The organism is Lactococcus ileimucosae (assembly GCF_943193185.1).
Classification (GTDB): domain Bacteria; phylum Bacillota; class Bacilli; order Lactobacillales; family Streptococcaceae; genus Lactococcus; species Lactococcus ileimucosae.
In genome coordinates this window covers 150742-176885 of the sequence record NZ_CALPDE010000002.1, presented here as the reverse complement: position 1 = coordinate 176885, position 26144 = coordinate 150742, and the positions used below count along the sequence as shown (strand labels likewise).

General features: G+C 38.8%; 21 protein-coding genes. 4 read left to right on the top strand and 17 right to left on the bottom strand.

Annotated features, from left to right (window positions below; translation table 11 throughout):
* Nucleotide 1 precedes the first annotated feature (1 nt).
* The gene (locus tag NFR51_RS01865; protein WP_251712069.1) at nt 2-1924 is read right to left on the bottom strand and encodes a fructose-1,6-bisphosphatase; all 1923 of its coding nucleotides are present in this window, start codon (nt 1922-1924) and stop codon (nt 2-4) included.
* 155 nt (nt 1925-2079) lie between these two features.
* On the bottom strand, nt 2080-4899 hold the full coding sequence (gene uvrA, locus NFR51_RS01860; RefSeq protein ID WP_251712068.1) for an excinuclease ABC subunit UvrA: 2820 nt from the start codon (nt 4897-4899) through the stop codon (nt 2080-2082).
* A 104-nt stretch (nt 4900-5003) separates the two neighbouring features.
* Between uvrA and NFR51_RS01855 the strand changes: the two genes are divergently transcribed.
* Entirely contained in the window at nt 5004-5306 is a 303-nt protein-coding gene (locus NFR51_RS01855) for a GIY-YIG nuclease family protein (protein WP_251712067.1), read from the top strand.
* Nucleotides 5307-5678: 372 nt separating this feature from the next.
* Here NFR51_RS01855 and NFR51_RS01850 read toward each other — a convergent pair whose 3' ends face one another.
* From NFR51_RS01850 to NFR51_RS01805, 10 genes are all read right to left on the bottom strand, one after another.
* Nucleotides 5679-6005 carry a heavy metal-binding domain-containing protein gene (locus tag NFR51_RS01850; protein WP_251712066.1) on the bottom strand — a complete coding sequence of 109 codons (327 nt, stop codon included), beginning with the start codon at nt 6003-6005 and terminating at the stop codon, nt 5679-5681.
* 36 nt (nt 6006-6041) lie between these two features.
* Nucleotides 6042-6965: a Gfo/Idh/MocA family protein gene (locus NFR51_RS01845; protein WP_251712065.1), complete on the bottom strand. Its 924-nt coding sequence runs from the start codon at nt 6963-6965 to the stop codon at nt 6042-6044.
* 9 nt (nt 6966-6974) lie between these two features.
* The gene (locus tag NFR51_RS01840; RefSeq protein ID WP_251712064.1) at nt 6975-7592 is read right to left on the bottom strand and encodes a thiamine diphosphokinase; all 618 of its coding nucleotides are present in this window, start codon (nt 7590-7592) and stop codon (nt 6975-6977) included.
* Nucleotides 7589-7936: a nucleoside triphosphate pyrophosphohydrolase family protein gene (locus tag NFR51_RS01835; protein ID WP_251712063.1), complete on the bottom strand. Its 348-nt coding sequence runs from the start codon at nt 7934-7936 to the stop codon at nt 7589-7591. Before NFR51_RS01835 ends, NFR51_RS01840 begins: the two co-directional genes overlap by 4 nt.
* A 209-nt stretch (nt 7937-8145) precedes the next feature.
* Nucleotides 8146-10413: a BspA family leucine-rich repeat surface protein gene (locus NFR51_RS01830; RefSeq protein WP_251712062.1), complete on the bottom strand. Its 2268-nt coding sequence runs from the start codon at nt 10411-10413 to the stop codon at nt 8146-8148.
* A 280-nt stretch (nt 10414-10693) separates the two neighbouring features.
* Nucleotides 10694-12031 (bottom strand): asparagine--tRNA ligase, encoded by a 1338-nt coding sequence (asnS, locus tag NFR51_RS01825; protein WP_251712061.1) that lies wholly within the window; start codon nt 12029-12031, stop codon nt 10694-10696.
* 19 nt (nt 12032-12050) lie between these two features.
* Nucleotides 12051-12380, bottom strand: coding sequence for a GIY-YIG nuclease family protein (locus NFR51_RS01820; protein ID WP_251712060.1), 330 nt, complete (start codon nt 12378-12380; stop codon nt 12051-12053).
* Complete coding sequence (locus tag NFR51_RS01815; protein ID WP_251712059.1) at nt 12370-13563, bottom strand: pyridoxal phosphate-dependent aminotransferase; 1194 nt, start codon at nt 13561-13563, stop codon at nt 12370-12372. Before NFR51_RS01815 ends, NFR51_RS01820 begins: the two co-directional genes overlap by 11 nt.
* Nucleotides 13564-13566: 3 nt before the next feature.
* Nucleotides 13567-14010 carry a cell wall elongation regulator TseB-like domain-containing protein gene (locus NFR51_RS01810; RefSeq protein ID WP_251712058.1) on the bottom strand — a complete coding sequence of 148 codons (444 nt, stop codon included), beginning with the start codon at nt 14008-14010 and terminating at the stop codon, nt 13567-13569.
* A 180-nt stretch (nt 14011-14190) separates the two neighbouring features.
* Nucleotides 14191-16545, bottom strand: a complete 2355-nt coding sequence (locus NFR51_RS01805; protein ID WP_251712057.1) for a helicase C-terminal domain-containing protein — start codon at nt 16543-16545, stop codon at nt 14191-14193.
* A 368-nt stretch (nt 16546-16913) separates the two neighbouring features.
* Between NFR51_RS01805 and NFR51_RS01800 the strand changes: the two genes are divergently transcribed.
* Nucleotides 16914-17351, top strand: a complete 438-nt coding sequence (locus NFR51_RS01800; RefSeq protein WP_251712056.1) for a universal stress protein — start codon at nt 16914-16916, stop codon at nt 17349-17351.
* Nucleotides 17352-17422: 71 nt separating this feature from the next.
* Here NFR51_RS01800 and NFR51_RS01795 read toward each other — a convergent pair whose 3' ends face one another.
* Both NFR51_RS01795 and NFR51_RS01790 read right to left on the bottom strand, forming a co-directional pair.
* Nucleotides 17423-19114 carry a bifunctional lysylphosphatidylglycerol flippase/synthetase MprF gene (locus NFR51_RS01795; protein ID WP_251712055.1) on the bottom strand — a complete coding sequence of 564 codons (1692 nt, stop codon included), beginning with the start codon at nt 19112-19114 and terminating at the stop codon, nt 17423-17425.
* 678 nt (nt 19115-19792) lie between these two features.
* Complete coding sequence (locus NFR51_RS01790) at nt 19793-20710, bottom strand: magnesium transporter CorA family protein (RefSeq protein ID WP_251420911.1); 918 nt, start codon at nt 20708-20710, stop codon at nt 19793-19795.
* A 632-nt stretch (nt 20711-21342) separates the two neighbouring features.
* Between NFR51_RS01790 and NFR51_RS01785 the strand changes: the two genes are divergently transcribed.
* Nucleotides 21343-21741, top strand: coding sequence for a VOC family protein (locus NFR51_RS01785; protein WP_251712054.1), 399 nt, complete (start codon nt 21343-21345; stop codon nt 21739-21741).
* Nucleotides 21742-21905: 164 nt separating this feature from the next.
* Here the strand turns inward: NFR51_RS01785 and NFR51_RS01780 are convergent, their stop codons facing one another.
* Entirely contained in the window at nt 21906-22427 is a 522-nt protein-coding gene (locus tag NFR51_RS01780) for a hypothetical protein (RefSeq protein WP_251712053.1), read from the bottom strand.
* 205 nt (nt 22428-22632) lie between these two features.
* Between NFR51_RS01780 and NFR51_RS01775 the strand changes: the two genes are divergently transcribed.
* Nucleotides 22633-23613, top strand: coding sequence for an aromatic acid exporter family protein (locus NFR51_RS01775; protein WP_251712052.1), 981 nt, complete (start codon nt 22633-22635; stop codon nt 23611-23613).
* A gap of 144 nt (nt 23614-23757) precedes the next feature.
* Here NFR51_RS01775 and NFR51_RS01770 read toward each other — a convergent pair whose 3' ends face one another.
* Together NFR51_RS01770 and eno are read right to left on the bottom strand one after the other, a co-directional pair.
* Nucleotides 23758-24468 carry a demethylmenaquinone methyltransferase gene (locus NFR51_RS01770; protein ID WP_251712051.1) on the bottom strand — a complete coding sequence of 237 codons (711 nt, stop codon included), beginning with the start codon at nt 24466-24468 and terminating at the stop codon, nt 23758-23760.
* Between the two features lie 137 nt (nt 24469-24605).
* Nucleotides 24606-25907 carry a surface-displayed alpha-enolase gene (gene eno, locus NFR51_RS01765; RefSeq protein WP_251420918.1) on the bottom strand — a complete coding sequence of 434 codons (1302 nt, stop codon included), beginning with the start codon at nt 25905-25907 and terminating at the stop codon, nt 24606-24608.
* Nucleotides 25908-26144: the final 237 nt, after the last annotated feature.

Below are 26144 nucleotides of genomic sequence, written 5' to 3'. Positions count from 1 at the left end.
CTTAATATTTTTCATAGTTTTCAAAAAGATACTCTAAGTCTTCAATCGTCTTTAAAAACTCTTTCCCAATATTGGTATCTTTGACACATGTTCTCTTCTCAACCCTATCAACCAGTCTTTTAACACTGACAATATCGCTCCCTTCCTCGACAGCTGCTTTGATTGTCTTAAAAGGCTCATGTGCTGCCAGCTGCATACCGTAGCTGTTATAAAGCAAGGTGTATCCGGCTATACCTGTTTCTTTTTGATAAGGTTTAGAAAATCCACCATCAATGACAATCAATTTGCCGCCTGCTTTAATCGGTTCCTCACCTTTTCTTTCCTTAACAGGTGTATGTCCATTGATAATATGTCCTCTTTCATCCATACCAAAATTTTTCAAAATACGGCTAATCGTTTCAGGATTTTCTCTTAATTGATAATATGGATTTTTCTTCTCCACGTGTGTCGCCTTATCAGCAATATAATAACGTTCAAAGGTTGTCATCGCCTCTTTCCCAAAAAGTGAGGAAGATTCTCCAACCCACAGGTACCAGAGAAGGTCTGTGGATAAATCTTCTTCTACATCAGGATGCGCCAGACTCTTTCTCACGTGGTATTCAAAAAGATCCAGCAATTCACGTCCAGAGTAAGCCTCTCCCTCAAGCCTAAAACACTTGAAATCACCGTTTTCATGCAGTGGTAAACAACCATGGATTAAAAGGTTACCATTATAAGAAAGATACATCGACCCTTTTTCCAGAAGAAAATCAATGTGCTTTTTCAGTTTCTGCGAGGCTTTGAAGTTCTTTAATAACTTCTTTAAGAGAAGCTTTTCTTCATCCGTTAATTCCTCTGGTTCATCTGGATTAATTGTGGGGGCTTGAAATTCTTGAAGTTCATAAAACTTCCCTTTTAGTTCAATGTGGTTTTCTTCATAATTAATAAAATGCAGTACATCACGCTCTGCCAGATGAAACTCCGGGCGTCTTGCGATCAACTGACTTTCTAACTTAAATTGTAAAATAGCTGTCGCTTGTTGGAGTTTATTCAGCAAGTCGCACTCTTCCTCTGACAGATATTCTCCCTCTGTTAGACGAGGGGCAAAGGCGGGACTGGGCTCATAATACCGCTCCGCATATTCAATCAGCGGACGGAGATTAATCCCATAAGAATCCTCAAGAATATCCAAGTTACCATAACGGGAGCTGATACGAATAACGTTCATCATCGCAAGCGGTGAGCCTGCAATAGCTGCCATCCAGATAATATCATGGTTGCCCCATTGAACATCAACCGAAGGCATACTTATTAGCCGATCAATAATTTTATCGGGATAAGGGCCTCGGTCATAGATATCTCCAACGACATGCAAATGATCGACTGTCAACCGTCTCACACTATCGGCAAGAGCAATGATTAAGTTCGGAAGTTCACCCAGATGTTGGAGTTTTTCAATGATGGAGTCAAAATAAGCCCGTTTTTCTGAACTCGACTCAACCTCATGTTTTAATTCCTCCAGAATATAGCGGAATTTTTCTGGAAAGGCTTTACGCACTTTAGACCGTGTATATTTTTTCCCTGCAAAACGCGCGAGTTTCAATAAGGAAATCAAATTCTCACGGCAATAATATGCGAATGCCTCTTGCGAAAGTTGGCTCTCTTTTGAAGCCAGTTTTTCTTCTGGGTAATAAATCAAAGTTGCAAGCTCAGAAATTTCTGTTGGATCTAAGTCTGGAAAACACTCGCGGAGCTTTTCTTTAATAGAGCCTGAACCATTACGTAGGACATGGTTAAAGGCATCGTATTCTCCATGAATGTCACTGACAAAGTGTTCTGTTCCTTTCGGTAACTCACAGATGGCACTGAGATTTATGATTTCGGTTAAGACTGCTTCTTTTGAGGCAAACTGTTCCTTTAGCAGTTTGTAGTATTTCTCGTCCATGTTTGATTTTCTCCTCTAAACTTGTTTCTTCATAAAGCAACATGCCTACATTATATTATTTTTAACATTTTTAGTAAAGCGCTTTCTTCAAAATATACTTTTCTCACATAAAAAAAGAGCAAAGATCAGACTTTACTCTTTTTTAAATCAAACAATTATAATTTTTGTTTTAAATATTGTCCGGTGTAAGATTGCTCAACCTCAGCAACTTCTTCTGGTGTACCGGTAGCTAAAACAGTTCCACCACCAGCACCACCTTCTGGTCCGAGGTCAATGATATAGTCAGCAGTCTTAATCACATCAAGATTATGTTCAATAACAACGATGGTATTGCCTTGATCCACAAGGCGATCCAAAACTTTAATCAGTGTGGCGATATCTTCGCTGTGCAAGCCTGTAGTTGGCTCATCCAAGATATAAAAGCTCTTACCTGTGCTGCGCTTTTGTAACTCAGAAGCAAGCTTCATCCGTTGTGCTTCACCACCAGATAAGGTTGTAGCTGGTTGACCCAGAGTAACATAGCCTAAGCCGACATCCACAATCGTTTGCAGTTTTCGCTCAATCTTTGGAATATGACGGAAAAATTCCAAGGCATCCGACACGCGCATGTCAAGGATTTCTGAAATATTTTTCCCTTTATAGTGTACTTCCAAGGTCTCTGAGTTATAGCGTTTGCCATGACAGATTTCACATGGGACATAGACATCTGGAAGAAAATGCATTTCAATCTTGATAATACCGTCACCCGAACACGCTTCACAACGTCCGCCTTTGACGTTAAATGAAAAACGTCCTTTTTTGTAGCCTCGAATTTTGGCTTCATTGGTTTCCGCAAAAAGTCCACGGATATCATCAAAAACAGAGGTATAAGTTGCTGGATTTGAACGTGGAGTACGTCCGATCGGCGATTGGTCAATATCAATCAAACGTTCAATTTCTTCATAACCGGTAACTTTTTTATGCTTACCTGGTTTTTCTGAATTATGATTGAGCTTTTGCGCCAAGGTTTTCTTCAAAATCGAATTAACCAAGGTTGATTTACCCGACCCTGAAACACCGGTTACAGCTGTCATAATCCCGAGAGGGAACTGGGCATCAATATTTTGCAAGTTGTTTTCTGATGCACCGATAACTTTAACCATACGCTTTTTATCGATTTTACGGCGTGTTTCAGGTACAGGGATGGAACGTTTCCCAGATAGATATTGTCCTGTCAAGGATTTTTTATTTTTCGCTACTTGTTTTGGCGTTCCAGCAGCGATGATTTCACCGCCTAAGTCACCTGCACCTGGCCCGACATCAATCAGCCAATCCGCTGCTTTCATCGTATCCTCATCGTGCTCAACTACAATAAGTGTGTTGCCTAAGTCACGCATTTTTTGAAGGGATTCAATCAAGCGGTCATTATCTCTTTGGTGCAGACCAATCGATGGCTCATCAAGGATATAAAGGACACCTGAAAGGTTAGAACCAATCTGTGTCGCCAAACGAATACGTTGAGATTCTCCACCTGATAAAGTGCCTGAAGCCCGTGAAAGTGTCAGATAATCCAATCCTACATTTTTCAAGAAAGACAAGCGGTCTTTAATCTCCTTCACGATAGGGCGAGCTATCATCTCATCGTTTGCAGATAAAGTAAGAGTAGCAAGGAATTCTAACCCATCACCAATAGCTAAATTAGAAAGTTCTCCGATATGTTTCCCATCAACCTTAACCGAAAGGGCTTGATCGTTCAAACGGTAGCCGTGACACGTCGTACAGGTCAGCTCTGTCATGTAGCCACGAAGGTATTCACGTGTATAATCACTTGAAGTTTCGCGGAAGCGACGGTTGATATTATTGATAATCCCAGGGAAAACCATATCCTTATCCGAAACATTGCCAAAATCACCAACATAATGAAAATGGAACTCTCGTTTACCTGAACCGTTAAGGATAAGGTCTTTATGTTCCTCAGGCAAGTCGGCCCACGGCGTATCCATATCAACCCCAAAGTCACGACAAGCACATTCCAACATGGTGGGGTAGTAATTTGAAGAAATAGGATTCCAAGCTACTATGGCCCCTTCACGCAAGGTCTTGCTGTCATCTGGAATAACCAAGTCAGGATCGACTTCGTTTTTCATTCCTAAACCGTCACAGTCGGGACAGGAACCAAAAGGCGCATTAAATGAAAAGAGACGAGGCTCTAGCTCAGGAACTGTAAAGCCACAAACAGGGCAGGCATAAAACTCACTGAAAAGAAGTTCTTCTCCATCCATTTTATCCACAATAACATAGCCTTCAGCAATACGAAGTGCTGCTTCAACAGAATCAAATAAACGTGAACGAATCCCTTCCTTTACGACGATACGATCAATAACAACCTCAACATTGTGCTTCTTGTTCTTGTCCAGCTCTGGTGCTTCTGTGACATCGTAAACTTCACCATCTGCGCGGACACGCACATAACCTTCTTTTTGAATACGTTCAAACACCTTGATGTGCTGTCCTTTTTTGCCACGAACAATCGGGGCTAAAATCTGCAAACGTGTTTTTTCTGGCAGTTCAAGAATCTGATCCACAATTTCTTCAACGGATTGTGCTGAAATTTGTCCGTGTCCATTGATACAAAAAGGCTTTCCGACACGCGCAAAAAGTAAGCGGAGGTAATCATTAATCTCTGTCACTGTCCCGACAGTAGAACGCGGATTTTTACTGGTTGTTTTTTGATCTATAGAAATTGCAGGAGATAGCCCATCAATACTGTCCACATCAGGCTTATCCATATTACCAAGGAACTGGCGCGCATAGGCAGAAAGCGACTCTACATAACGGCGCTGTCCTTCCGCATAAAGTGTTTCAAAAGCCAAGGATGATTTTCCTGAGCCAGAAACACCTGTAACAACGACTAACTTATCACGTGGAATAGTGACATCTATATTTTTTAAATTATGCTCTCTCGCACCATGTATAACAATTTTATCTTGAGGCATTTGTCTTTCCTTCTCAGCTCTATCCCATATATTTAGGATTGAATTTCTTATTTTCGATAAAGATACTTCAATTATACTACATTTTAAGGTACAATAGCCTTATCATGAAATCTTATTTTGTCTATGTTTTACGCTGCGCAGATGATACGCTTTACTGTGGCTACACCGATGATGTTAGCAAGCGTCTAGAAATACACAATTCTGGCAAAGGAGCCAAATACACCAAGGCACGCCGCCCGCTTAAGCTGTTAACTTCCGTCGAATTTTCTGACAAAAAAACAGCCTTAAAATGCGAATGGTGGTTTAAACATAAACTCACACGTTCACAAAAATTAAAAATAATCCAAAACAAGGCAATCAAGGAAAGCTTTGAAAAAGAATGCGCAACAAAAGAAAAGGAACAGTAGCTTTCCTTTTTCTTTTTCCCTGAATACATAATATTGTTTTTAGATTAATAAATGTTATATAATAAGCCCATATGTCACCTTGACGTAACATAAAACAAAGGATTTATTTATGAAAAGAATTTTATTAAACTTCGTCGTTGTGCTTGGTGCATTGGCTTTAGTCACTCTTGTTTGGGTATTTATCTTTAAATATATTTCCGTACAGAATTTTATCATACTCTTTATTCTTAGCTTGTTCTCAGTATATCTGAGATTATTGTACAATAAAATTCCTCATTTCATTCTTTTTGCTTTATATTTAATTCTTTTAACTGCCCTTATCGGTTTAGCCATTATTCATTTATAAAAAACGCAAACATCAAGTTTGCATTTTTATATTTTTTCCAATTTAACAGCTGTTCCGTACGCAGCAACGGAGTCCACATTTCCAAAAGTTGAAGAATCAAAGCGCATAGCAAGCACAGCATTTGCACCTTTATCTCTTGCTTCTTGTGTGAGACGTTCAATAGCACTTGCACGTGTTTCATGTTGAAGTTTCGTGTAACCAGCGATTTCTCCCCCAACAATTGTTTTTAATTGCTGCCCTGCACTTGAAAAGGCATTACGTGAGCGGGTTGTAAGTCCAAATACTTCACCATAGACCTCAACAACACGATAACCCGGAGCATCATTCATTGTAAGAACTAAGATATCTTCCATGTTCACTCTCCTTTTTCATTATAATTTATTACTACTTTACCATATTTTTTCTAAAATTTCATGAATAATCTCATGTGAATCCAAAATATTTGTTTGTTTCATCTGCTTCATGAGTTCGTCTCTATTGTGACCGTCAAAATCAGCTACTGCTTCAACCATGCCAAAAACTAAACTCTCAAAACCACGATTATATGTGGCACTTTGCCAACCATTAATCCCGATTTTTTGTTTGTCCAGTCCTGTGAATATTTCTAAGTCCGTAAGTTCTGATAAACGGTAGGTTCCACTGCTTGCTTCAACGGTAAATTCCTCAGAAAAAGCACCCGAAGTCAAGTTCATGCTGGCAATGCCCATACAAGATTGTGTTCTCAGTGTGACGATTACACGGGACAGCTTTTTGTCGGGTGTCATCGCTAATTGATAACTGTAACGTTCAATCTCATCATCAAGTAAATAAATCAACGTATCCAAGGGATGAATAAAGATGTCATACAAACTAAACTGCACTTCGTCTGCATTATTCGCCAGATTTTTACTTACCCTGATAAAATTCTTTTGCTCGACTTCTTTAAGTTTATCTGTCATTGGAGCAAAACGCCGATTAAAACCGATGACAAAGAGGACATTATTTTCCTCGGCCAAGCGATATAGTTCCTGGACTTCATCAAAGTTTTCGGAAATCGGCTTGTCCATCATGACATGCCTTCCCGCACTCAAATAACGTTTTGCAAGTTCAAAATGTTGAGCAGTTGCCGCATGTATCACGGCCATATCACAAGTTTCCAAAGCGCCTAAATCGGTTGTTGCATATTCGAATTTGTATTTTTTACGAATCTCTTCAGCCTTTTCCCATGTTCTCGAATGCAAAATAAAACGATGTTCGGCTTGCATTTTCGCATAAACGGGCAGATAGGCCTTCCCTGCGATATTTGATGTTGCACCAATTATTCCAATAATCATATAGTCTCTCTAACTGTCTTTTGAATAAATGACGATGAGTTTACCTTGATCGATTTTTAACTCCATCGTCTCACTGATAAAAGCATTACTTGCATAGATATCTGCAAAATTATCCTCGGCTTTAAGGGGATATTTTGCATTTTTAATCTCTAAACTTCTTTTTGTCCCGACCTGAACAATTCCCAAATAGGGATAACCTTCAATCCTTCGAATAGTATGACGCCCTTGAGTAAGGTATCTTACAAAATTTTGATTGTCCTTTAAAGAAATCTTTTCAAGAGATGCAAAATTTAAAGGAAGATAGACATTTGTCAAATGATGATCCAGCCTTCCACCTAACGCACCAATAATCATGATTTCTGCATCTGGAAATCGTGAAAGCACCTGATCTAAACCAGCTTCTAAATCCGTCTGATCCTTCTCTGCTGGAAGTTTAACAAGTTCACGAGCGGCTTCTGATATTTTCCCGAATTCTTCCCTGCTTACAGAGTCAAAATCACCGACCGCTAGGTCTAGCTTTTGATGGTCTTCAAGTAAAAACCATGCCCCTCGGTCAATTCCGACATGATAGTCAAAGTTTTCATCAGGTAAGCTTGCGGGCCGCCCCGCATGAATGAGTACTTTCATCGCTCATCCCCGCTACCTGCTATTTTCCCTCGAAGCTGACGACTTTCTAGTTTATTTAAGTTGACTTGAGCGACTTGCTCCAAATCAAGCCCCAGATAGCGTGCACAGGTCGCCACATGCCACAAGACGTCACCTAGCTCCTTTTCCAGTGCAGTCTTATCGGCTTCTCGAATCACCCCATCCTGATCGCGGATAATCTTTTTGACCTTGTCCGCAACCTCTCCTGATTCGCCAGCTAAACCGAGCACCTTATCTAAAAAAGCAAAGTTTACCTGCTGAAGGTCAGCCAAGGGACCATTGACATCAAATTTTATTATTTTTTGTTGGTAGTCTTTTAGTTTCATGGATAATTACCTCCGCTAGCCTCTCTCTAGTATTTTATCACAAATAGCTATGCAAATCTTATTCCTGCAGTTTATCACTTTCATTACAAAGAGTCTGAGAAAATTTCTCCAAAATAAAAAAGTTTAATCTATGCACAAGAGTGCCATGATTAAGCTTTTTTATTTTCGCATTTTGACTTTTGTCTTCGTGCTTGTGTATATTGAAAAACTTAATTTTCTTTTCTCCGTTTCAACCAAAGTCTTAGGGCAAACCCCAAGTTAGTCAGACCAAGTATACCAATCATGCTGGCAATTTCGCCCGTTTCTGGCAGCTGTTTTTTTCTTACTTGACTGGTATCGTTGCCAATACCGGCTCCTTCTCCCTCTAGGGTGTCCTCTTTGTTAGCAGCACCATTACCTTGACTGTCTCCATTTGTATCTATGCTGTCTTGTCCGTTACTGCCATTTTCACTTTCATCCGCTCTGACTGTGATTTGAGCAACTTCTTCCACGTTATGATAAATGTAGGTTACATGGTAGACACCCGCTTTTGTAGTGTCAACACTTCCAATAATAGTAATTTCTTCAAATAACACTGGGGTGCCATAGCGATTTGTAGCAGCTACAAAGTTATCACGGGCTTTCCAGCTGTCACCCACAGCCAATTGACTATCTTTGACTTGAATACTGGTTTGGTCTGCCTTTACTGTAATTTGAGCAGTTTCGGTTACACCATCAAAAGTGTAAGTCACATTGTAACTTCCTACGCGACTCGTATCCACAGTGTCTCCTCCGACTTGGATTTGGGCAAAGTCAACATCATTGCCTTCTCGGTCGGTTGCACTTATAAAATTATCACTCGCTTGCCATACATCACCAACAACAAGTTGACTGTCTTTGACCTGAACATTGGTTTGATAAGGGACACGCCGCCATGTTCCTGTGGCTTGACCAACACTTTCAGAAAGTGTCATCAAATCTTGTGAGCTTAACCAGTCGGCTGGTCCTCTCTGTGTGTCTCGCTTCCAAGAATTTAGGAAACCTGGTGTTATCACAGCATTGGGCAAGGCAGTGTTCATGATATTCGTGTTTGCGCCTAATCTAAGCTCCAACAAAGCATCCACACCGGCAAAAATATTATTTCTATTATTGGTACTAACTCTGCTCGTATCAAAAGATGAAATATCTATTTTTGTTAGGGCAGTTGCATTTTGAAACATGTTGGCAGCATTCGTAAGTGCAGGCGTTTTAAAGGAAGATAAGTCAAGCTCTTTTAGCGCCGTTGCCTGAAAAAACATTTGGCTCATGTTTGTAACTGCTGCAGTGTTAAATCCTCTTAAATCAAGACTTTCTAGTTGATGTGTATGTGCAAACATCAATGACATATTGGTAACAGCGCTTGTATCAAAGTTCTCTCTGCCTAGATCAATCTTCTTTAAATCTCGTGCACCTGCAAACATAAGAGACATATTTCTCACATTTCCTGTTTTGAAATGTTTGAGATCCAAATTTTCTAACTGGTGTGTATTCGCATACATCCATGACATATCGGTAACAGCACCTGTATCAAATGAAGATACGTCTAAGCTCTCTAAAGATTGCGCCGCCCAAAACATTCCCGCCATATTTGTAACCGCATGCGTTTTAAAAGAGTCCAAACCTTTTATTTCACGCAAATTATGTGTATAACCAAACATATTTTCCATATCTGTAACTCTGTCTGTCTCAAATCCAGATACATCCAAACTTGATAAGGAGATCGCACCAGAAAACATATAACTCATGTCTGTTACATCCCTTGTATCAAAATTTGATAAATCTATGTGGGTTAATCTTCCTGCACCATTGAACATCTGAGTCATGTTTGTTACATGTGTCGTATCCAGATAGTTAAAATTTTCAATGTCTATGAGATTCCTCATATTCAAAAAAAGTCGGGCCAAGCTTCTCTGAGTACCCACATCAACTCTAGCCTCAAATACAATATGTTCTATAGCATTTCTTAAGGTTTGATTATTGGGCTGTTCAAAAAAAGTGGAATTCGTGATTGTCCCTCCAGTAATTGTTAAAGTACTTGTCTGACTGTTCCACACAGCAGCCACGTTCCCCCAAACTGTCAATGCCTGTGTAGGTACTGGAGCGGTACTACTTATTTCTAAAGCCCCTGCTTCATTTTTTAAAAGTATATCCTCCTCCTTGACTTCACTGAATGCTGGAAGACTCTTTTCTTGTGAAACGGAATCAAAGGGTTGCCCCGTTTCCTTTACTTCCATATTACTGTTCTCAAATTCTAATTTATTTGGAGTTTCTAGAAGTGAACCATTAAGAGGTTGGTCCTTCGTATCTTTACTAAACACTGCTTCTCGAGATAGCGTTGTCGCCAAAATACTGCCGCTCTGGAAGAGAGAACTCCCAATAAGACTTACCAAAGTCGCTACTGTCAAAAATCTTTTTCTTTTAGCCCCCACTCTTGTTTTTTTACTTTTCTTTATTTTCATTTCCTTTACGTTCCTCTAACCTCTCCTTTATGTCCTAGCACAAAACGCTCAAATTTGAGCGCTAAGTATGCTCTAGAAAATCATAAAACAATCCTCTATTCTCTGTGCTTATCATGAAACACAACTTTCCCCTTTTCAAGTAATTCATCCACAACAATCTCATATTAATATAATACAATTGTAATATTTTTATCCTTAATATCAAAATAATTTCATAATAAGGATTTTCAAGACAAAAAAAAGAGAGAGGAGTCCTCTCTCAAATCACTTCATCTACTGCTTAAGGGCGGATACGTCCAAGCATACGTGGGAATGGAATGGCTTCACGGATATGCTGGTTACCAGTAATAAAGGTTACCACACGTTCCAGTCCAAGTCCAAATCCAGAGTGTGGCACAGAACCGAATTTGCGTAAGTCAAGGTACCAGCTGTATTCTTCTTCTGAAAGCCCAAACTCTTTTACTTTTTCTACCAAATAATCGTAGTCTGTCGCACGTTCCGAACCACCGATGATTTCACCATAACCTTCTGGTGCAATAAGGTCAGCACAAATCACAACATCTTCACGTGTTGGATGTGGTTTCATATAGAAAGCTTTGATTGCTTTAGGGTAATTGATGATAAATGTCGGCACACCATAGTAGTTAGAAACAAATGTTTCGTGAGGTGAACCAAAGTCATCCCCCCATTCAATGTGATCGTAATCGTTGTTTGCTTCTTCCTTTTGCAGAAGTTCAATCGCGTCATCGTAAGTGACACGTTTGAAAGGTTCATTGACATATTTTTCCAACAAATCGATATCACGTTCCAAAGTTTCTAACGCATGACGTTGGTTTTCCAAAACTGATTTAATTAAATGTTTGACATACGCTTCTTGAATATCCAAAGATTCTTCATGTGTCGTGAAGGCCATTTCTGGCTCAATCATCCAAAACTCCGTCAAATGACGACGTGTTTTTGACTTTTCAGCACGGAAAGTTGGACCAAAGGTAAAGACTTTACCAAAGGCCATCGCTCCTGCCTCAGCATAGAGCTGACCTGTTTGCGACAAAAAAGCAGGGTGGCCAAAGTAATCTGTTTCAAAGAGTTCTGTCGTCCCTTCAGGAGCTGAACCTGTCAAGATTGGGCTGTCAATTTTAACAAAACCATTGGCATTGTAAAACTCATATGTCGCACGGATAATTTCATTACGCACAAGCATGATCGCGTGTTGCTTGCGGCTACGCAACCACAAGTGACGGTTATCCATTAGGAAGTCTGTGCCATGCTCTTTTGGTGTGATAGGGTAATCCACAGAACCACCAACGACTTCAAGGTCTGTGACATCAAGCTCATAACCAAATTTTGAACGTGAATCTTCTTTTACCACACCTGTTACAATTACTGATGTTTCTTGCGCCAAGTGCTTGATTTCAGTGAATTTTTCTACCCCAGCTTCTTCACCAAATTTTTCAATCATGTTTGGTTTGAAAACGACAGCTTGGAAATAAGCTGTCCCATCACGGAGTTGGAGAAATTGTAATTTTCCTTTTCCTGATTTGTCTGCAACCCAAGCGCCAATTTTGATTTCTTCTCCGACATGGTCTTTCACATCGATGATTGATACTAAGTCTTTCATAAATCTTCCTTCTCTTTTATTAATATAAATCTTTGTCTGCAAATTTCTCTAACCAGATTTCCCTCAAAGTTTTCAAATCTTCTTTAAAAGCTTTGGGTGTCTGCAATTCGTCTTTCTTAAGCTCTTCCAGCACCAGAAGTTCAAAGTCATCCGATGTCCAATCCTTGTCAATGGCTAGTGGAACACCAATACCTGTTTTTCGCGAAAATTCAAAGCGATTTTTTAAACCGGGTAAATCTGGCGCTATATCAAGATAAAGCTTGTTTTTAGAAATATTTTTATAAGCTACAACGGCACCCAGTTTTTCTTGGAGCTCGTAGGCTGATTTTGCTTCTTTTTTATCTATCATGCACTTCTTCCATCCAGTTCTTAAGGCGTTTTACAGCTTCTGTTAAACTTTCAAGGTCAGTGGCATAGCTCAATCTTACATGCCCAGGTGAACCAAATCCTTCACCCGTCACAAGGGCAACACCTGTTTCTTCAAGAATCGCTCGCGTAAAATCCGTAACATTGTCAAAACCTTTAATCGTCATAGCTTTCTCAACTTTAGGGAAGAGATAGAATGCACCATTAGGTTTTATGGCTTCGAAACCAGGAATTTGATTAATCATAGGATGAATCAAATTTAGACGCGCTTCAAATGCTGTACGCATTTTTTCGACTGCAGACGCATCAGAATTAAAAGCTTCAATGGCTGCATATTGAGCAACTGTACTTGGATTTGAGGTCGTTTGACCTGCAATCTTCGTCATTGCTGCAATAATTTCACTGTCACCAACGGCAAGTCCAATACGCCACCCCGTCATCGCAAATGTCTTCGATACACCATTAATGACAATCGTGCGTTGACGGATCGCCTCTGATAAGGAGGAAATGGCTGTAAACTCACTTTTATTATAAACCAATCGGTGGTAAATATCGTCTGCTAAGATTAACAAATCATTAGCTACAGCCCAGTTTCCCAAAGCCAGTAATTCTTCTTTTGAATAAATCATTCCTGTTGGGTTGGACGGGCTGTTCAGCAAAAGCACCTTTGTCTTTTCGGTTCTTACTGCTTCGAGTTGTTCGACTGTGATTTTAAAGTCATTTTCTTGCAGGGTCGAAACGACGACAGGATGACCTCCCGACATTTTGACTTGATCCACATAACTGACCCAATAAGGTGCGGGGATGATGACCTCATCTCCTTTATCTAAAACACTTTGGAAGAAGGCATAAAGCGCAAATTTGGCACCCGTGGTAACTAAAATTTCCTTATCTTCAATGGCGTAACCATAATATTTATTCCAATAATTTCGCACAGCATTTTTCAACTCAGGTAAACCAGAAGCTTGTGTATAGAAACTTGCCTTTCCTGAATGAATGGCATCAATTGCTGCTTCTCCGATTAATTCAGGAGTGGTAAAATCTGGCTGTCCTAAAGTTAAATCAATGATGTTTTTACCTTGACTTTTAAGATCTTTGGCACGCTTTGCAGCAGCCAGAGTCACAGACTCTTCGATATTCGAAACAAAATCAGATAGTTTTTTCATAGATTACAGCAACTCCTTACCCGTCTTGAAATCATAAAGTTTAAAGCCTTCATGACTATTGACTTGCCATACTGGCTGATCATTATAAAGCGCCAAAACAATGGAGGTTGTATTATCAGCTTTGAGTGTATCTGCTTTCACTCCCTCTGACAAATCCACAACTGTTAAGTTTCCTCCATTTTTAGGAATCAAAACACCAATTTCTTTCCCTTGCTCAGTTTTTCCAAGCAATGAATAGTCTGTACTGTCTGTCGTTGCTAGGTCAAAGGCTGTCGGCGTTCTCAGCTCCGTCTTCTCTTTTGCAATCGAAATCGCAGCACGTCTTGCTGTACTATAAGGACTTGTAGCTCTCCAGATAAAGAGGCTTAATGCAATAAAAGCCGCCAAAATTACGGTTAAAATACCAATAATAATCTGGGAATGCAGAGACATTCGTTTTTTTCTCATAGCCTGCTTTCTCCCCCTCTAGATAATCTATTTTATTATAGCAAAAAAGCAAAGAAATTGCTTTGCTCCAAAAGTTGAGACATGAAAAGCTTATGCGAACGAAACAGGTGCTCTTGTACTATTTCATCTTAAAACTTATGAAAAACTGACTCAAATATCTTTGGAGTGAAGCTTAAAACACTACAGGAGAAAATCTATAAGTTCACTGACTAACTCACTGTTTTTTACTTTCTTTATTGGCGCCGTTTGCGCTAAATTTTTACGCATCCTTTTAGCATAAGATTTCCCTGCTAACCGATTATCGATAATGACAACTCTAGAATATTGATCATGTCGGCGATTAACACGTCCCAAAGCTTGCTGAAGTTTTAAAGTCGTCATCGGGACATTGAAATCATAAAAAGGATTAGCAAATCTTTTCGCATACTTTTTCGTGAGAATATCGTCAGGAGTAGCAAATGGAAGTCGAGGAATCATTAAGACCAACTTATCTTGCTTTTCAAAGTCAACGCCCTCCCAAAAAGAAGAGAGCCCCAGAAGTATTTGTCCTTCGCCCTTGTCAAACTTTTTCTTGATTTGGGCTGCACTGCCATTGATATCTTGGGCTAAAACTTCCCAACCCTCAGCTGATAACTGTTCTGCAACAAAGGTTAAGGATATTTTTGAGGTGAAAAGAACGACAACTTGCGTTCCAAGTTCAGCAACTTCAGAAATCTTATCTGCAACGTAGTGAGCATAAGCTATTGTCCCTGTATTTTTTATAAATGGCCCGTCTGTCAATAGGATAATCTCTTGATTCTCTGCTGGATGCCCGTCAAACTTGAAGAAACGATAATTTTTAAAGCCTAAAAGTTCTGGGAAGATGGGGTTGTCCTCAGTCAAGGCCAAGGTCGCTCCCAACAAGTATAACTTCGTTCCTTCTGGAACTAACTTTTCAAAGTTATAAAAGTCACTGTTTGAAGCGTGCACAATATCGCCCTCCCGCCAGATGAAGTTCTGTTCAGGTGCATCAAAAATATCAGCCAGTTCGTTTAAACCAAGCTCTCGAGCATCTAAGGCAATCTTCTCTGAATCTAACTTTTTATTCGCAAGCTGGAAGGTCAAACTCTCCATAAGACGTCTGCTAAGATGGGAAGCTTCAACATCTATCTTTTCTAGCTGTTCTGAAATTTTAAGCGTTTTCTGATTCGCTTTTTCAAGTATTGTAAAGAGCTGTTGTGCCTCATCAACAACCAAAACACGATTCTTCAGAAATGTTTCTGGATAGTCGGCAAGTCTCTCGATAAGATAAGCATGATTGACAACCTTAACTTGTGAAAGCTCTGCTCTCTGTTGTGCTTTAAGCCAAAAATCTTGCTCATAGTGTAAGTGTTTACTGTTCACATAGCCCTCGTGAGCAATTTGAGAGAAATAATCTTCATTAGTCATGACTTTTGATAATTCATCCAGTTCTCCCGTTAGGGTTTCTGTCAGCCAAACTAAGATTTTCATCTTGAAGATTTCAAAATTTTTCCCTTCTGTATTTGACAAGAGGAGACGAGAAAATTTTTCCAAAGAGATATAGTTTTTGGTCCCCAAAAGTTTTGCAAAATTTATGCCAAACTTCTCTTTTAAAAGTGGAGCAACACCATGAATCATCTGATTTTGCAATACCTTTGTCGGGGTAGAAACCACAATTTCCTTCCCTTCTGCAAGTAAAGGGAGCAAATAAGCATATGTCTTACCTATACCAGTTGGTGCTTCTATGAAAGAGGGGGTGCTTTGCGAAAGTTCTTCTTTTACTTTCTCTGCTATTTGTTCTTGTCTTTTTCTAGCTTTAAGACCGAGATAGTTGATATTTTTCGCAAAAGACGAGGCAAATGGCTTCTTCTCCTGAGTGATATTTTGTACCCGCGTCGCAATATTATGAACAAGGCGGAGCTGTTCCACTTGTAAAGGCGTATATTCAAGTTGTTCTTTTAAAAACTCCCTTGTCTCGTAAAGGAGACTGTCTGAATGGCGAATGATTTCCTCAAGAACAGGACGAGGCAGCTGTCGTATCTTATCTTGCATTTTAAGTAGCAGTTCTGCTGTTGCTAGAGCATCTGATAGGGCTGCATGTGGCTGATTATGATGCAAGTCAAGTTTCTCACTTAAGGCTTCCATGCCATATTTTTCAAAAGTAGGGAACAGGACACGCGCTAACTCAACCGTATCTACACGAGGCATTTCTAAATCTAACCCCAGTGGGAAAAGACTCTTCATTAAGAGGGAATAGTCAAAACGTGCATTATGCGCAACAAAGACACAGCCCTCCAACTTCTTACGTACTTCTTCTGCAACATCTGAAAAGTCAGGAGCTTTTGCCAACCGCTGATCCGAAAGACCAGTAAGTTCAACAATTCTTGGCAAAAGTGACTCATGTGGATTGACATCGGTCGTATAAGTATCGACCAGCTCCCCGTCCTCGACCAACGCAATACCGATTTGGATAATTTTATTCTGCGAGCTGTGCGCATCAGTGGCTTCTAAATCTACCACAGCATATCGAGTCATTTTTTCACCTTTCATTTCCTATTTTTAAACAGCTAAAATACATCTTAATAATTATAGCAAAAAAGTGAAAAAGCTGCTTTTTAGTAAGAATATATATCAATATATAAAGCTTCTCCAAACTTTTAACTGGAAGACACTAAAGGACTCATAGGGTCTTTAGGAGACCATTCATACCTGTTAGAGAGAAAAGTTTCCCATAGCTAAAAGTTTATCATATGTCCATAAAATTAAGCTTTAGACGCTCAAACTTTACCATATTTAAAAATCTGATTTTTATATCAAAGGACCAAAAATAGTTTTTCTTTTACAAATAACACAAATTAGAGTAAAATTAGAGTATAGTAACAAAAACGAAAAGGAGCTTCACTATGCTTGATAATTACAAAAAAATCCTTGTTGGCCTTGACGGTTCTGTCGAATCAACAAAAGCCTTTGATAAGGCTGTTGCTACCGCTCTTCGCAATGATGCTGAATTAGTCATCGCCAATGTCATCGATTTGCGTGCTTTCCAATCCATTTCTGCCTATGATTCTGTCGTTGCTGACGATACACACAAAGGGGCTGAAAACCTTATTAACGATTTTGCAACTGAAGCAAAAAATGCTGGTGTGAAAACTGTATCAACACGTGTAGAATTTGGCTCACCAAAAGTGATGCTGGGTCAGACTATTCCAACAGAAGAAAATATTGACCTTATTGTTCTAGGAGCTACCGGTTTAAGCTATATTGAACGTATCTTTATTGGTTCTGTTGCAAATTACATCATTAAAAATGCCCCATGTGACACGCTCGTTGTACGTAAATAAATCCGCCTTCTATCCCTTCTACCGGAAAAAGCACTCTAATGAAAAAGCAATGCAAAAATTGGCATTGCTTTTTATTTTTCGATTTTATTTTTTAATTTATCGATGATTAATTTATTAATCCCTTTGGGATTTTGCGCTTTGAGCATGGCGTAGGCATAGCTAAAGCCAAAAGGTTTAGGAGCATATGCAATATAACGTGTCTGCCAATCGCTTGGGTTCCATTTTTTCTTGGCCTGATAAAGGCCTTTGAAACCATACACACCGTTCATATTCTCATATATAAACTGGAAAAGTTGTGTAGTCACCTTACTGCTGTCTTCTTCATCTTCAATATTAGCAAGAGGACATAGTCCAAGATTTCCCCAGGTCACTCCCTCCTCTCGCATCGTTTCAAAAGCTTGGAGTAGGCACAGTTCCATTGAACCGTTCGGAACGTGCGTACGCCGGCGCGTAACATCTGCCATATATCCCGTTTCTTCGCCTTCAGCATAGGGAACAAAAATCACAAAAGCCAACATTTTTCCAGCTTCATCTCTGCTATAAAAATAACGCCGACCTAAAGGATTTTCCAAAGCCAAGCCACCAAGCATAAAGCCTAACTCAGGTCCTTTTGAGCCAAACCACTCCTCTGAAACTTGTCGAAGTTCCTCTTCTATTTTTACATCACGTTTTTCATTGGGCTTGTATTCACTCACTGTGATTCCCAAACGACGCGCATGATTGATATTGGCCCTGACTTTCGCTGTTTTCTTTCCCTTAAGCTCAAAGTCTTCCAAACGTAAGCAGGCATCTTCACCTATCTTAATCATAGAAAAACCATAGGACTCATAAGCAGAGCGCATCGCTTCCGTAATGTCCATAAAAAGAATTTTCCAGCCGTTACGACGTGAAAAATGAACCAGTTCTCCCATAAAACGCATGGCATCTTTCGGCGCACAAACAATGTCGCCGCAGCCTACCAAAACATTATTTACCACTGTATAAGCCAACATTCCCTCAACTGTCACACTAAAGAAATAAGATTTTTGCCCATCAATGGTCATGTAAGCCATAGGATTCTGACCATATTTTTCAACCAGTGCAATTGCTTTTTCTTTTTCACGCCCACTTAAAATAGGATAATAAACCAGCGGCTTCAAGAGATAATATAGTGCCAAAACAACGCAAATCCAAGTAAGAATAATCAAGCCAACAATGTAGAAGCCGTGCACATGAGAGTTAAAGTGTGCCTGCCTTACATCCATAGTTAAAAGAAAATGCAAGGATTGCTTAAAAATCAAATAAACATCCGTATTCCCTAAATAATCTCGTCTTAAGAAACTTAAACTTAACAGAGTGTTAAACAAGGCCAGGGCAAGTGGAATAAATCCTAAAAACACCGCTTTTCTAGCATAATTATGATCGATTGTTCGACTAAAATCCCGATGAGTTAGCCCAAGAATAAGCAAGATTATTAACGAAATAATAGAGCCGAGACTAAAAAAGTTTTGAGTGGATATAAAATTCAACCGTAAAATAACAAATTGGACAATGATGGTAATGATCCAAGCAGATCTCACACGCCTATAAAGGTTGAAAGAAACGAGAAGCCCCAGCAAGCCTAAGGCAAACCCCAAGATATAATGGGGCATAAAACGATAAGAAGGGAAATATTCTCTCAAGGCAGGAAACCTATGCAGATAAAAGGCTGAAATAGCACCAACATCGATCACAAGAGACAAAAAGATAGCTAAATTCTGTGCAAAAATACGTAGTCTATACATAAATAATTCTTTCCTTATTAAAACTTTAGTGTAAACAAACAGAATATGATAAAGATAATTACTCACTCAAGGAGCTAAACAATGTTTTACTTTCAAAAATAAGCTAACGTCACCAAGGGGCCCGAAGTCCATCCAACTTCTTGTGATTAGCTGCTCAACGAAACTTTCTTCCACTCCATTTTATTGTCTATATAGCTATCTTTACTTATTTGCTTAACCGAAAAACAGCTTTCAGACTAAGGAGACTTGACCATACAATCCTCTCAATTTTACTGAAAGCTTTCACTCAGTTTCTCCCTTAAGTTACGTTTTCAACTGCACTTGCAGCTGTGACTCATTAAAAAAATTACTTTAACAAGCGCTTAATTCCGCTAAATTATTTTCTTTTAACTGGAGGTATATGTGGGGTTCCTAGAAGAAGGCTACTGAACCAAGGCTTTCCAAAAGATGACGAATCTCGAGAAAAAGTTTTTACTTTCCATTTTTTATCTTACAGAATGTCCAATAGACAAGATTGAGTTAAAAAATGAAGGCTCTCACTTTATATCTCTTCATATTTTACGTCTATAAATCAAGGAACTTTGCAAGCCATTTGTCAAGGAACAATAGATTTTTCTGTTTTTTCACCCCCTTCTTCAACCCTCATCATTCTTACTTCAAACATTCTGAAAGCAAAGATTATAACATATCCTTTTTGCGTAAAGCCCAAACAACGATGCCACAGAATATGAGTGTCAAACCTAGGATAGCCCACATGATCCAACCGAGTTCCTGCCCGGGTATAGGAACGTTCATGCCATAGAAACCAACAACAACACCTGGAATACCTAAAACAAAGGTTGCTGAAGTCATGATTTTCATGACGATATTAAGGTTGTTGGATACAATATTTGAGAATAAGTCGCGCAAATTTTCAAGCAGTTTAAGCTGGATACGTGTTTCCGTATAAGCCTGATCCGTTTCAACGTAAATATCGTAAATCTTATCTGCAAAGCCATCTTCATCTTCTTCCCTCAGGTAGTCGATGAATTTTTTTAACACTTCCAAGTTATTATTTAAGGCATCTTCAAAATAGATTAGACTGGCTTGAATACCAATCATGTCCACAATTTGATCATTTTTGGTTGAATTTTTAATCCCTACCTCAAGGCGACGACGACGGAGACGAAATTCTCGTAAATAAACGTGAAAATCATGAGTCATCTGGTACATCACCTGATAAATAATTTCATGCTTATAACGACTTGTACTGTATTCCCGACCAAAAATTTGTTCACCTTTTATGTCATGATTTAAGGCAAGGATAACAGCCTCATTTTTCGTCCAAATCAATGAATAAGGAAAAGTACCTACCTCGCCATAACTTGATGAAGCTGGATATTGGAGAAGAATTAGATTATTGTCGATATCATCCGTTTCAAAACGGGCATTTTCATAATCATCGAGAATGCCACTAAGGTAGTCAAAGGGCAGTTGAAAATACTCCGAGACACTACCAATTTCTTCACGTGTCGGATTAAGTACATATGTAAAGTTTCTCATCTCTGCCGTAGAGACTAGTCGCTGATCAGCTGACAGTTCGTAATTTTTAATCATAATTATATTTTAAAGAGAAAACAAGTCCAACCCTTATAAATCCAGTGACAAAAAGGGATTATCTCACCCTTTTTGACTTTTTGTTTTCCTTTGCTTTCCTCCCTTTTCTTTCGTTTTTGGTTAGCCTTCATCCAGATATTCAGAAAGCCAAATCATTATCCTTTAATTTCACTCAGGGATTATTTTGCATACTTTTTGCCACACGCCCTCATAACTTTTAAAGTCCTCTCTATCAACTGACAGGGAAAGGCGCAAGGCTTCAAGCATCTGTAAAGTACTCTTTCCTTCTCCTAAAATTTCTGTACATGATTTTACACACAAAAGATAAATAGCAAGACCATAGATTTATTTTTTTAGGAGCAAGGAAGATAAATATGAATCCTCATTTCTACATTTAGAAGCAAGGTTACAACACTTCCTATTATAACATTTCTCTCTGCTTTTCTCCTCTACTTACCCATATAATAATAAAATCAGCAAACACATTAGGGTTCCACAGCTTTCTACTTTACACATCTTTTCGTCTTATTTTTTTGAAAGCATTTTCCTATAGAATAAGTCTCATTTATGCTACAATTAGCCTAAGGTCAAGAAATGCTTGACATGAAAAACATTATAAGGAGAATTTTTATATGTCAACAATGGTCTTCGTAAACTTTCCTGTGACAGATATTAAAGTATCAACATCTTTTTATGAAAAACTTGGTTTTCAAAAGAACCCTGATTTTTCTGATGAACTCGTGAGCTGTATGGTTTGGGATGAAAATTTCTACATCATGCTCCTTTCACACGAACGTTATCAGACGTTTATCGGCGAAAAGACAATCGCTGATACTAAAAATGTGAGTGGTGCACTGGCTGCCTTCACTCTCCCTAGCGCAGAAGCCGTCAAAGAATTTGGACAGCGCGCCAGCCAAAATGGTGGACAAGCTATCCATCTGGATAACGGTATTCCTGAAGATGTCATGTATAGTCTTGAAGTACAGGATCCTGATGGAAACTGTCTCGAACCTGTTTGGATGGCCATGTAATGCTAATATATCTTCCAGCTAGAAAGAAAGCTTGACACAAAAGTAGAAAGAATGCTTGCAGTTGAGTCGGGCAAATGAAAAACACTTAATCAGAGTACCATGTTGTATCTGATTAAGTGTTTTTCATTTTGCAAATTTTGCCTCAGTAACTTTTTTATTATCGTCTATTTTAAACTGTTTAAATAAGCATCTGTTGCTTTGAAAAAGACAACTTTTCCATCCGAACGAACTGCTCCTAACTCGCTTACTTGCGCATCTGTAGCCCAAAAATAAAGATAAATTTCTTTACCATAAGCATCAAGTGGATGAGGCAGTTCCGTTGAGGCTTCACTGATTAACGCTTTTTCATTTAAGTCCTTATTTGCTTTACTTGTCAAAGTATAGCCGTTTGCTTGCATATAAGCTTCAGCTTCTGGCGCTTTAGCAAGGATTAGAGTTTTATAACTTGTGTGAGGAGGAATAAGCCTATAGAGTTCAGAAATAGATTTTTCACTGCTGCTTGTAGAGGGAGCAGTAGATTCTGAACCCACTGAAGGTTTGGAAGAACTGCTTTCTTTTGGAACTGATGCCGCAGTGTCGTTCTTCGCTACGGGAGTGGCAGGAGGTTGAGTAATATTAGATATTCCCAAAGCCACTATGGCACCAAGTAAAAACGAAAACATACCTACAACAATATATTTTTTCATCTGAAAGTTTTCTCCTTTTTTTATCCTCTCCCCTATTATACACCGTTTTTCCTCTCTTCTCTCCCCATTTGTTCTAAAAAATAAGATTTTAGAGATTGGTGCTTGTTTATCTTGAATTTTTGATATAATAATTTAAGTAAATTTTTCATAATCAGATGTTCGTTTCAAGAAATAAACATTCTGCACGAGCAAGAGGAGACGAGATGTGAATTACACCCCTATCAAAATCGGACAAAGAACCTTAAAAACAGCAATTTGTGCCATATTGGCTATAATCATTGCCGAATTTTTCCATTTAAACTATGCCATAAGCGCAGGAATAATTGCAATCTTATCCATCACGAACACACAAAAAAGCACCTTTCGTTTGGGATTCATGCGGGTACTAGGACTAATAATCGCAACACTGTTAGCGTTTATCGTTTTAAGCTTGTTTCAATTCACCCCTTTATCCTTTGGAATTTTTCTGCTGCTATTTATCCCTATATCTGTGGCAACAAATACGAGTGAAGGCATCGTCGTGAACTCCGTGCTTTTTTCCCACTATCTCCTTGCTAAAGAAATTAATTTTTCCTCAGTAGGCAACGAATTTTCGTTAATGTTTATTGGAGTAGATTTAGCACTCTTAGCCAACATATACATGCCCAATAATGAAAAACTACTTCAAAATAATATTCAGATTTTAGAAAAAGAATTTAAAAATATCTCCGCCCATCTGGTCATTTGCCTAAACCAGAGACAAAACCTTAAAGCGTTAGTAAAACAATGCGACACACTACTTGAACTCATTGAAACAAGCAGTAAAATAGCACGTGAAAAATCTGAAAACAACCTGTTAAGAAATAATACTTTTTATCAAAGATATTTTGACATGAGGCATATACAGATCACTCTTTTAAAAGATATCATTGTAAAATTGCAACACATCGATGTTGATAAGAAACATTTAGCAGAGGTATCAAATATCTTTGAAACTTTATCACTTACTTATGCTACCGATAATGACGGCAGTGATTTATTAAGAAAGATTGACAAGGCTTATTTAAATTACCGTAAAATGGAGTTGCCTCAAACCCGAGAAGAATTTGAAAATCGAGCAGGACTTTTTCAAGTCTTACAATTACTTGAATTATTAATTCAGGAAAAAAATACTTTTGCCCTCAGTCAAGTTGGTGAGAGCTCTTAAAAGAAAAGATATAAAAAATGTGGCAAAACTTGTTGTCACATTTTTATATACTTTAATAATAAACTGCAACAAAGTAGAATCTGCATGAATTTCTGTCATGATAACTCTTCATAAAATTAGACCAACAATCAATAGAAAAATATTTTATTTTTCAGATTTAATCGCAAAATGACTCGCAGTTACACCACCACCATGTTTTTGGTAACTCACTTCTGAAAAACCGGCTTGACTGAACAGGACACTCAAGGCTTGAGCATCTGGGAAGTTTTCTGCTGACTTCTGAAGCCATTGATATTCTCTCAATGAACCGGCGAATATTTTTCCCAGCAAGGGCATAATCTTTTTAAAGTAGAGTTCAAAAAGCTGTTTATAAACAGGAAATGTCGGATGTGAAGTTTCAATACACACGGCTTTTCCTCCTGGTTTTAACACTCTAAAAATTTCTCGCAAAACTACAAGGTAATCCGATGTATTCCTTAACCCATAACCGATAGTAACGACATCAAAAGTTTCATCCTCAAAAGGGAGAGCCATTGCATTTCCTTGAACAAATGTCATATTTTTATACGCCTTATTTTCAAGCCTAGCTTGTGCTATCTCTAGCATCTTTTCAGAAAAGTCAAGCCCAGTCACCTTTCCGGTAGATTTTGCAGCTTCAGCTAAATCAAAAGTCCAGTCTCCTGTTCCACAGCATAAATCTAGTATCTCTAAATTCGTCAAATCTCCCATTTTTTCCATCGTTTTAAGGCGCCATAAGTCATGTTGCTTAAAACTAATAATCGCATTCATTTTATCGTAATCTGATGAGATGTTATTAAATATTTCGTGTACACGCGCTTCGTTTACCTTTTTCATGTTTTCATTATAGCATATGCTGGATATTAGTCAGCTGCTTCTTGTTTCTTAATTTACAACAAAAAAACACTCACGCTATGTCTAAAAATCAAACATAATATGAGTGTTTCTAAAAGCAATCTTTATTCCACTAAACCTTATTTTTTAAGATTGTAGAATGCGTGAAGACCTTTGTAGACAGCAACTTCACCCAATTGGTCTTCGATACGAAGCAATTGGTTGTATTTCGCCATACGGTCTGTACGTGAAAGTGAACCTGTCTTAATTTGACCAGCATTTGTCGCAACAGCAATGTCTGAGATTGTTGAATCTTCAGTTTCACCTGAACGGTGAGAAACGATAGCTGTGTAACCAGCTTCTTTAGCCATTTCAATTGCTTCAAATGTTTCAGTCAAAGTACCGATTTGGTTAACTTTAATCAAGATAGCGTTCGCCGCTCCTTCTTTGATACCACGTGCCAAGTAAGAAGTGTTTGTTACGAAGAAGTCGTCACCAACGAGTTGAACTTTGTTACCCAAACGTTCTGTAAGTGCTTTCCAGCCTTCCCAGTCGTTTTCGTCCATACCATCTTCGATAGTGATGATTGGGTATTTGTTCACCAATTCTTCAAGGTAGTCGATTTGTTCAGCAGAAGTACGTTTAGCACCACCTTCGCCTTCAAACTTAGCATAGTTGTAAACGCCATCTTCGTAGAATTCTGAAGAAGCGCAGTCGAAACCAATCATAACGCCGTTTTCACCAGCTTCATAACCAGCTGCTTCGATAGCTTTAAGGATAGTTTCTACACCGTCTTCAGTTCCTTCAAAGCGTGGAGCAAATCCACCTTCGTCACCAACTGATGTTTCAAGGCCACGAGCTTTAAGGATTTTCTTCAATGCGTGGAAGATTTCAGCACCCCAACGAAGTGCTTCTTTGAATGTAGGTGCACCAACTGGTACGATCATGAATTCTTGGAAAGCGATTGGAGCGTCTGAGTGAGAACCACCATTGATGATGTTCATCATTGGAGTTGGTAATACTTTAGCGTTGAATCCGCCAAGGTAGTTGTAAAGTGGAACACCAAGTTCATCAGCAGCTGCACGAGCAACAGCGATAGAAACACCGAGAATAGCGTTAGCGCCCAATTTACCTTTATTTTCTGTACCGTCAAGAGCAATCATTGCACGGTCGATAGCTTGTTGCTCAGTAACTTCATAACCGATGATAGCTTCAGCGATTACGTTGTTTACATTGTCAACAGCTTTTTGAGTACCAAGACCGAGGTAACGAGATTTGTCACCGTCACGGAGTTCAACAGCTTCGTGTTCACCAGTTGAAGCACCTGAAGGTACCATACCGCGTCCGAATGCACCGTCTTCAGTGTAAACTTCAACTTCGATTGTTGGGTTACCGCGTGAGTCAAGGACTTCGCGAGCATAAACATCAGTAATAATTGACATTTTTATCTCCTTATTGTTTTAAGTGCTGTTTGCACTTTTTAATACACTCTGATTTTACTATTTTTCTGCCTTTATTTCAAGTGAAAAACAAAGTAAAAGCCGTTTTACACAAGGTATGCGGTTACATTTCTCTCTTTAAAATTTATTGATATTTTTCTATGAAACACCCCAGCAACTCCCTTTCTTGCTCTTTTAATTTTATAATTTCCTTCCAATATATGAAGTCCAAACATATCT

What these genes read in the sequence shown, in the direction of transcription:
- NFR51_RS01865 (WP_251712069.1), bottom strand. Translation starts at nt 1,924, where the DNA reads ATGGACGAGAAATACTACAAACTGCTAAAGGAACAGTTTGCCTCAAAA.
- uvrA (WP_251712068.1), bottom strand. Translation starts at nt 4,899, where the DNA reads ATGCCTCAAGATAAAATTGTTATACATGGTGCGAGAGAGCATAATTTA.
- NFR51_RS01855 (WP_251712067.1), top strand. Translation starts at nt 5,004, where the DNA reads ATGAAATCTTATTTTGTCTATGTTTTACGCTGCGCAGATGATACGCTT.
- NFR51_RS01850 (WP_251712066.1), bottom strand. Translation starts at nt 6,005, where the DNA reads ATGGAAGATATCTTAGTTCTTACAATGAATGATGCTCCGGGTTATCGT.
- NFR51_RS01845 (WP_251712065.1), bottom strand. Translation starts at nt 6,965, where the DNA reads ATGATTATTGGAATAATTGGTGCAACATCAAATATCGCAGGGAAGGCC.
- NFR51_RS01840 (WP_251712064.1), bottom strand. Translation starts at nt 7,592, where the DNA reads ATGAAAGTACTCATTCATGCGGGGCGGCCCGCAAGCTTACCTGATGAA.
- NFR51_RS01835 (WP_251712063.1), bottom strand. Translation starts at nt 7,936, where the DNA reads ATGAAACTAAAAGACTACCAACAAAAAATAATAAAATTTGATGTCAAT.
- NFR51_RS01830 (WP_251712062.1), bottom strand. Translation starts at nt 10,413, where the DNA reads ATGAAAATAAAGAAAAGTAAAAAAACAAGAGTGGGGGCTAAAAGAAAA.
- asnS (WP_251712061.1), bottom strand. Translation starts at nt 12,031, where the DNA reads ATGAAAGACTTAGTATCAATCATCGATGTGAAAGACCATGTCGGAGAA.
- NFR51_RS01820 (WP_251712060.1), bottom strand. Translation starts at nt 12,380, where the DNA reads ATGATAGATAAAAAAGAAGCAAAATCAGCCTACGAGCTCCAAGAAAAA.
- NFR51_RS01815 (WP_251712059.1), bottom strand. Translation starts at nt 13,563, where the DNA reads ATGAAAAAACTATCTGATTTTGTTTCGAATATCGAAGAGTCTGTGACT.
- NFR51_RS01810 (WP_251712058.1), bottom strand. Translation starts at nt 14,010, where the DNA reads ATGAGAAAAAAACGAATGTCTCTGCATTCCCAGATTATTATTGGTATT.
- NFR51_RS01805 (WP_251712057.1), bottom strand. Translation starts at nt 16,545, where the DNA reads ATGACTCGATATGCTGTGGTAGATTTAGAAGCCACTGATGCGCACAGC.
- NFR51_RS01800 (WP_251712056.1), top strand. Translation starts at nt 16,914, where the DNA reads ATGCTTGATAATTACAAAAAAATCCTTGTTGGCCTTGACGGTTCTGTC.
- NFR51_RS01795 (WP_251712055.1), bottom strand. Translation starts at nt 19,114, where the DNA reads ATGTATAGACTACGTATTTTTGCACAGAATTTAGCTATCTTTTTGTCT.
- NFR51_RS01790 (WP_251420911.1), bottom strand. Translation starts at nt 20,710, where the DNA reads ATGATTAAAAATTACGAACTGTCAGCTGATCAGCGACTAGTCTCTACG.
- NFR51_RS01785 (WP_251712054.1), top strand. Translation starts at nt 21,343, where the DNA reads ATGTCAACAATGGTCTTCGTAAACTTTCCTGTGACAGATATTAAAGTA.
- NFR51_RS01780 (WP_251712053.1), bottom strand. Translation starts at nt 22,427, where the DNA reads ATGAAAAAATATATTGTTGTAGGTATGTTTTCGTTTTTACTTGGTGCC.
- NFR51_RS01770 (WP_251712051.1), bottom strand. Translation starts at nt 24,468, where the DNA reads ATGAAAAAGGTAAACGAAGCGCGTGTACACGAAATATTTAATAACATC.
- eno (WP_251420918.1), bottom strand. Translation starts at nt 25,907, where the DNA reads ATGTCAATTATTACTGATGTTTATGCTCGCGAAGTCCTTGACTCACGC.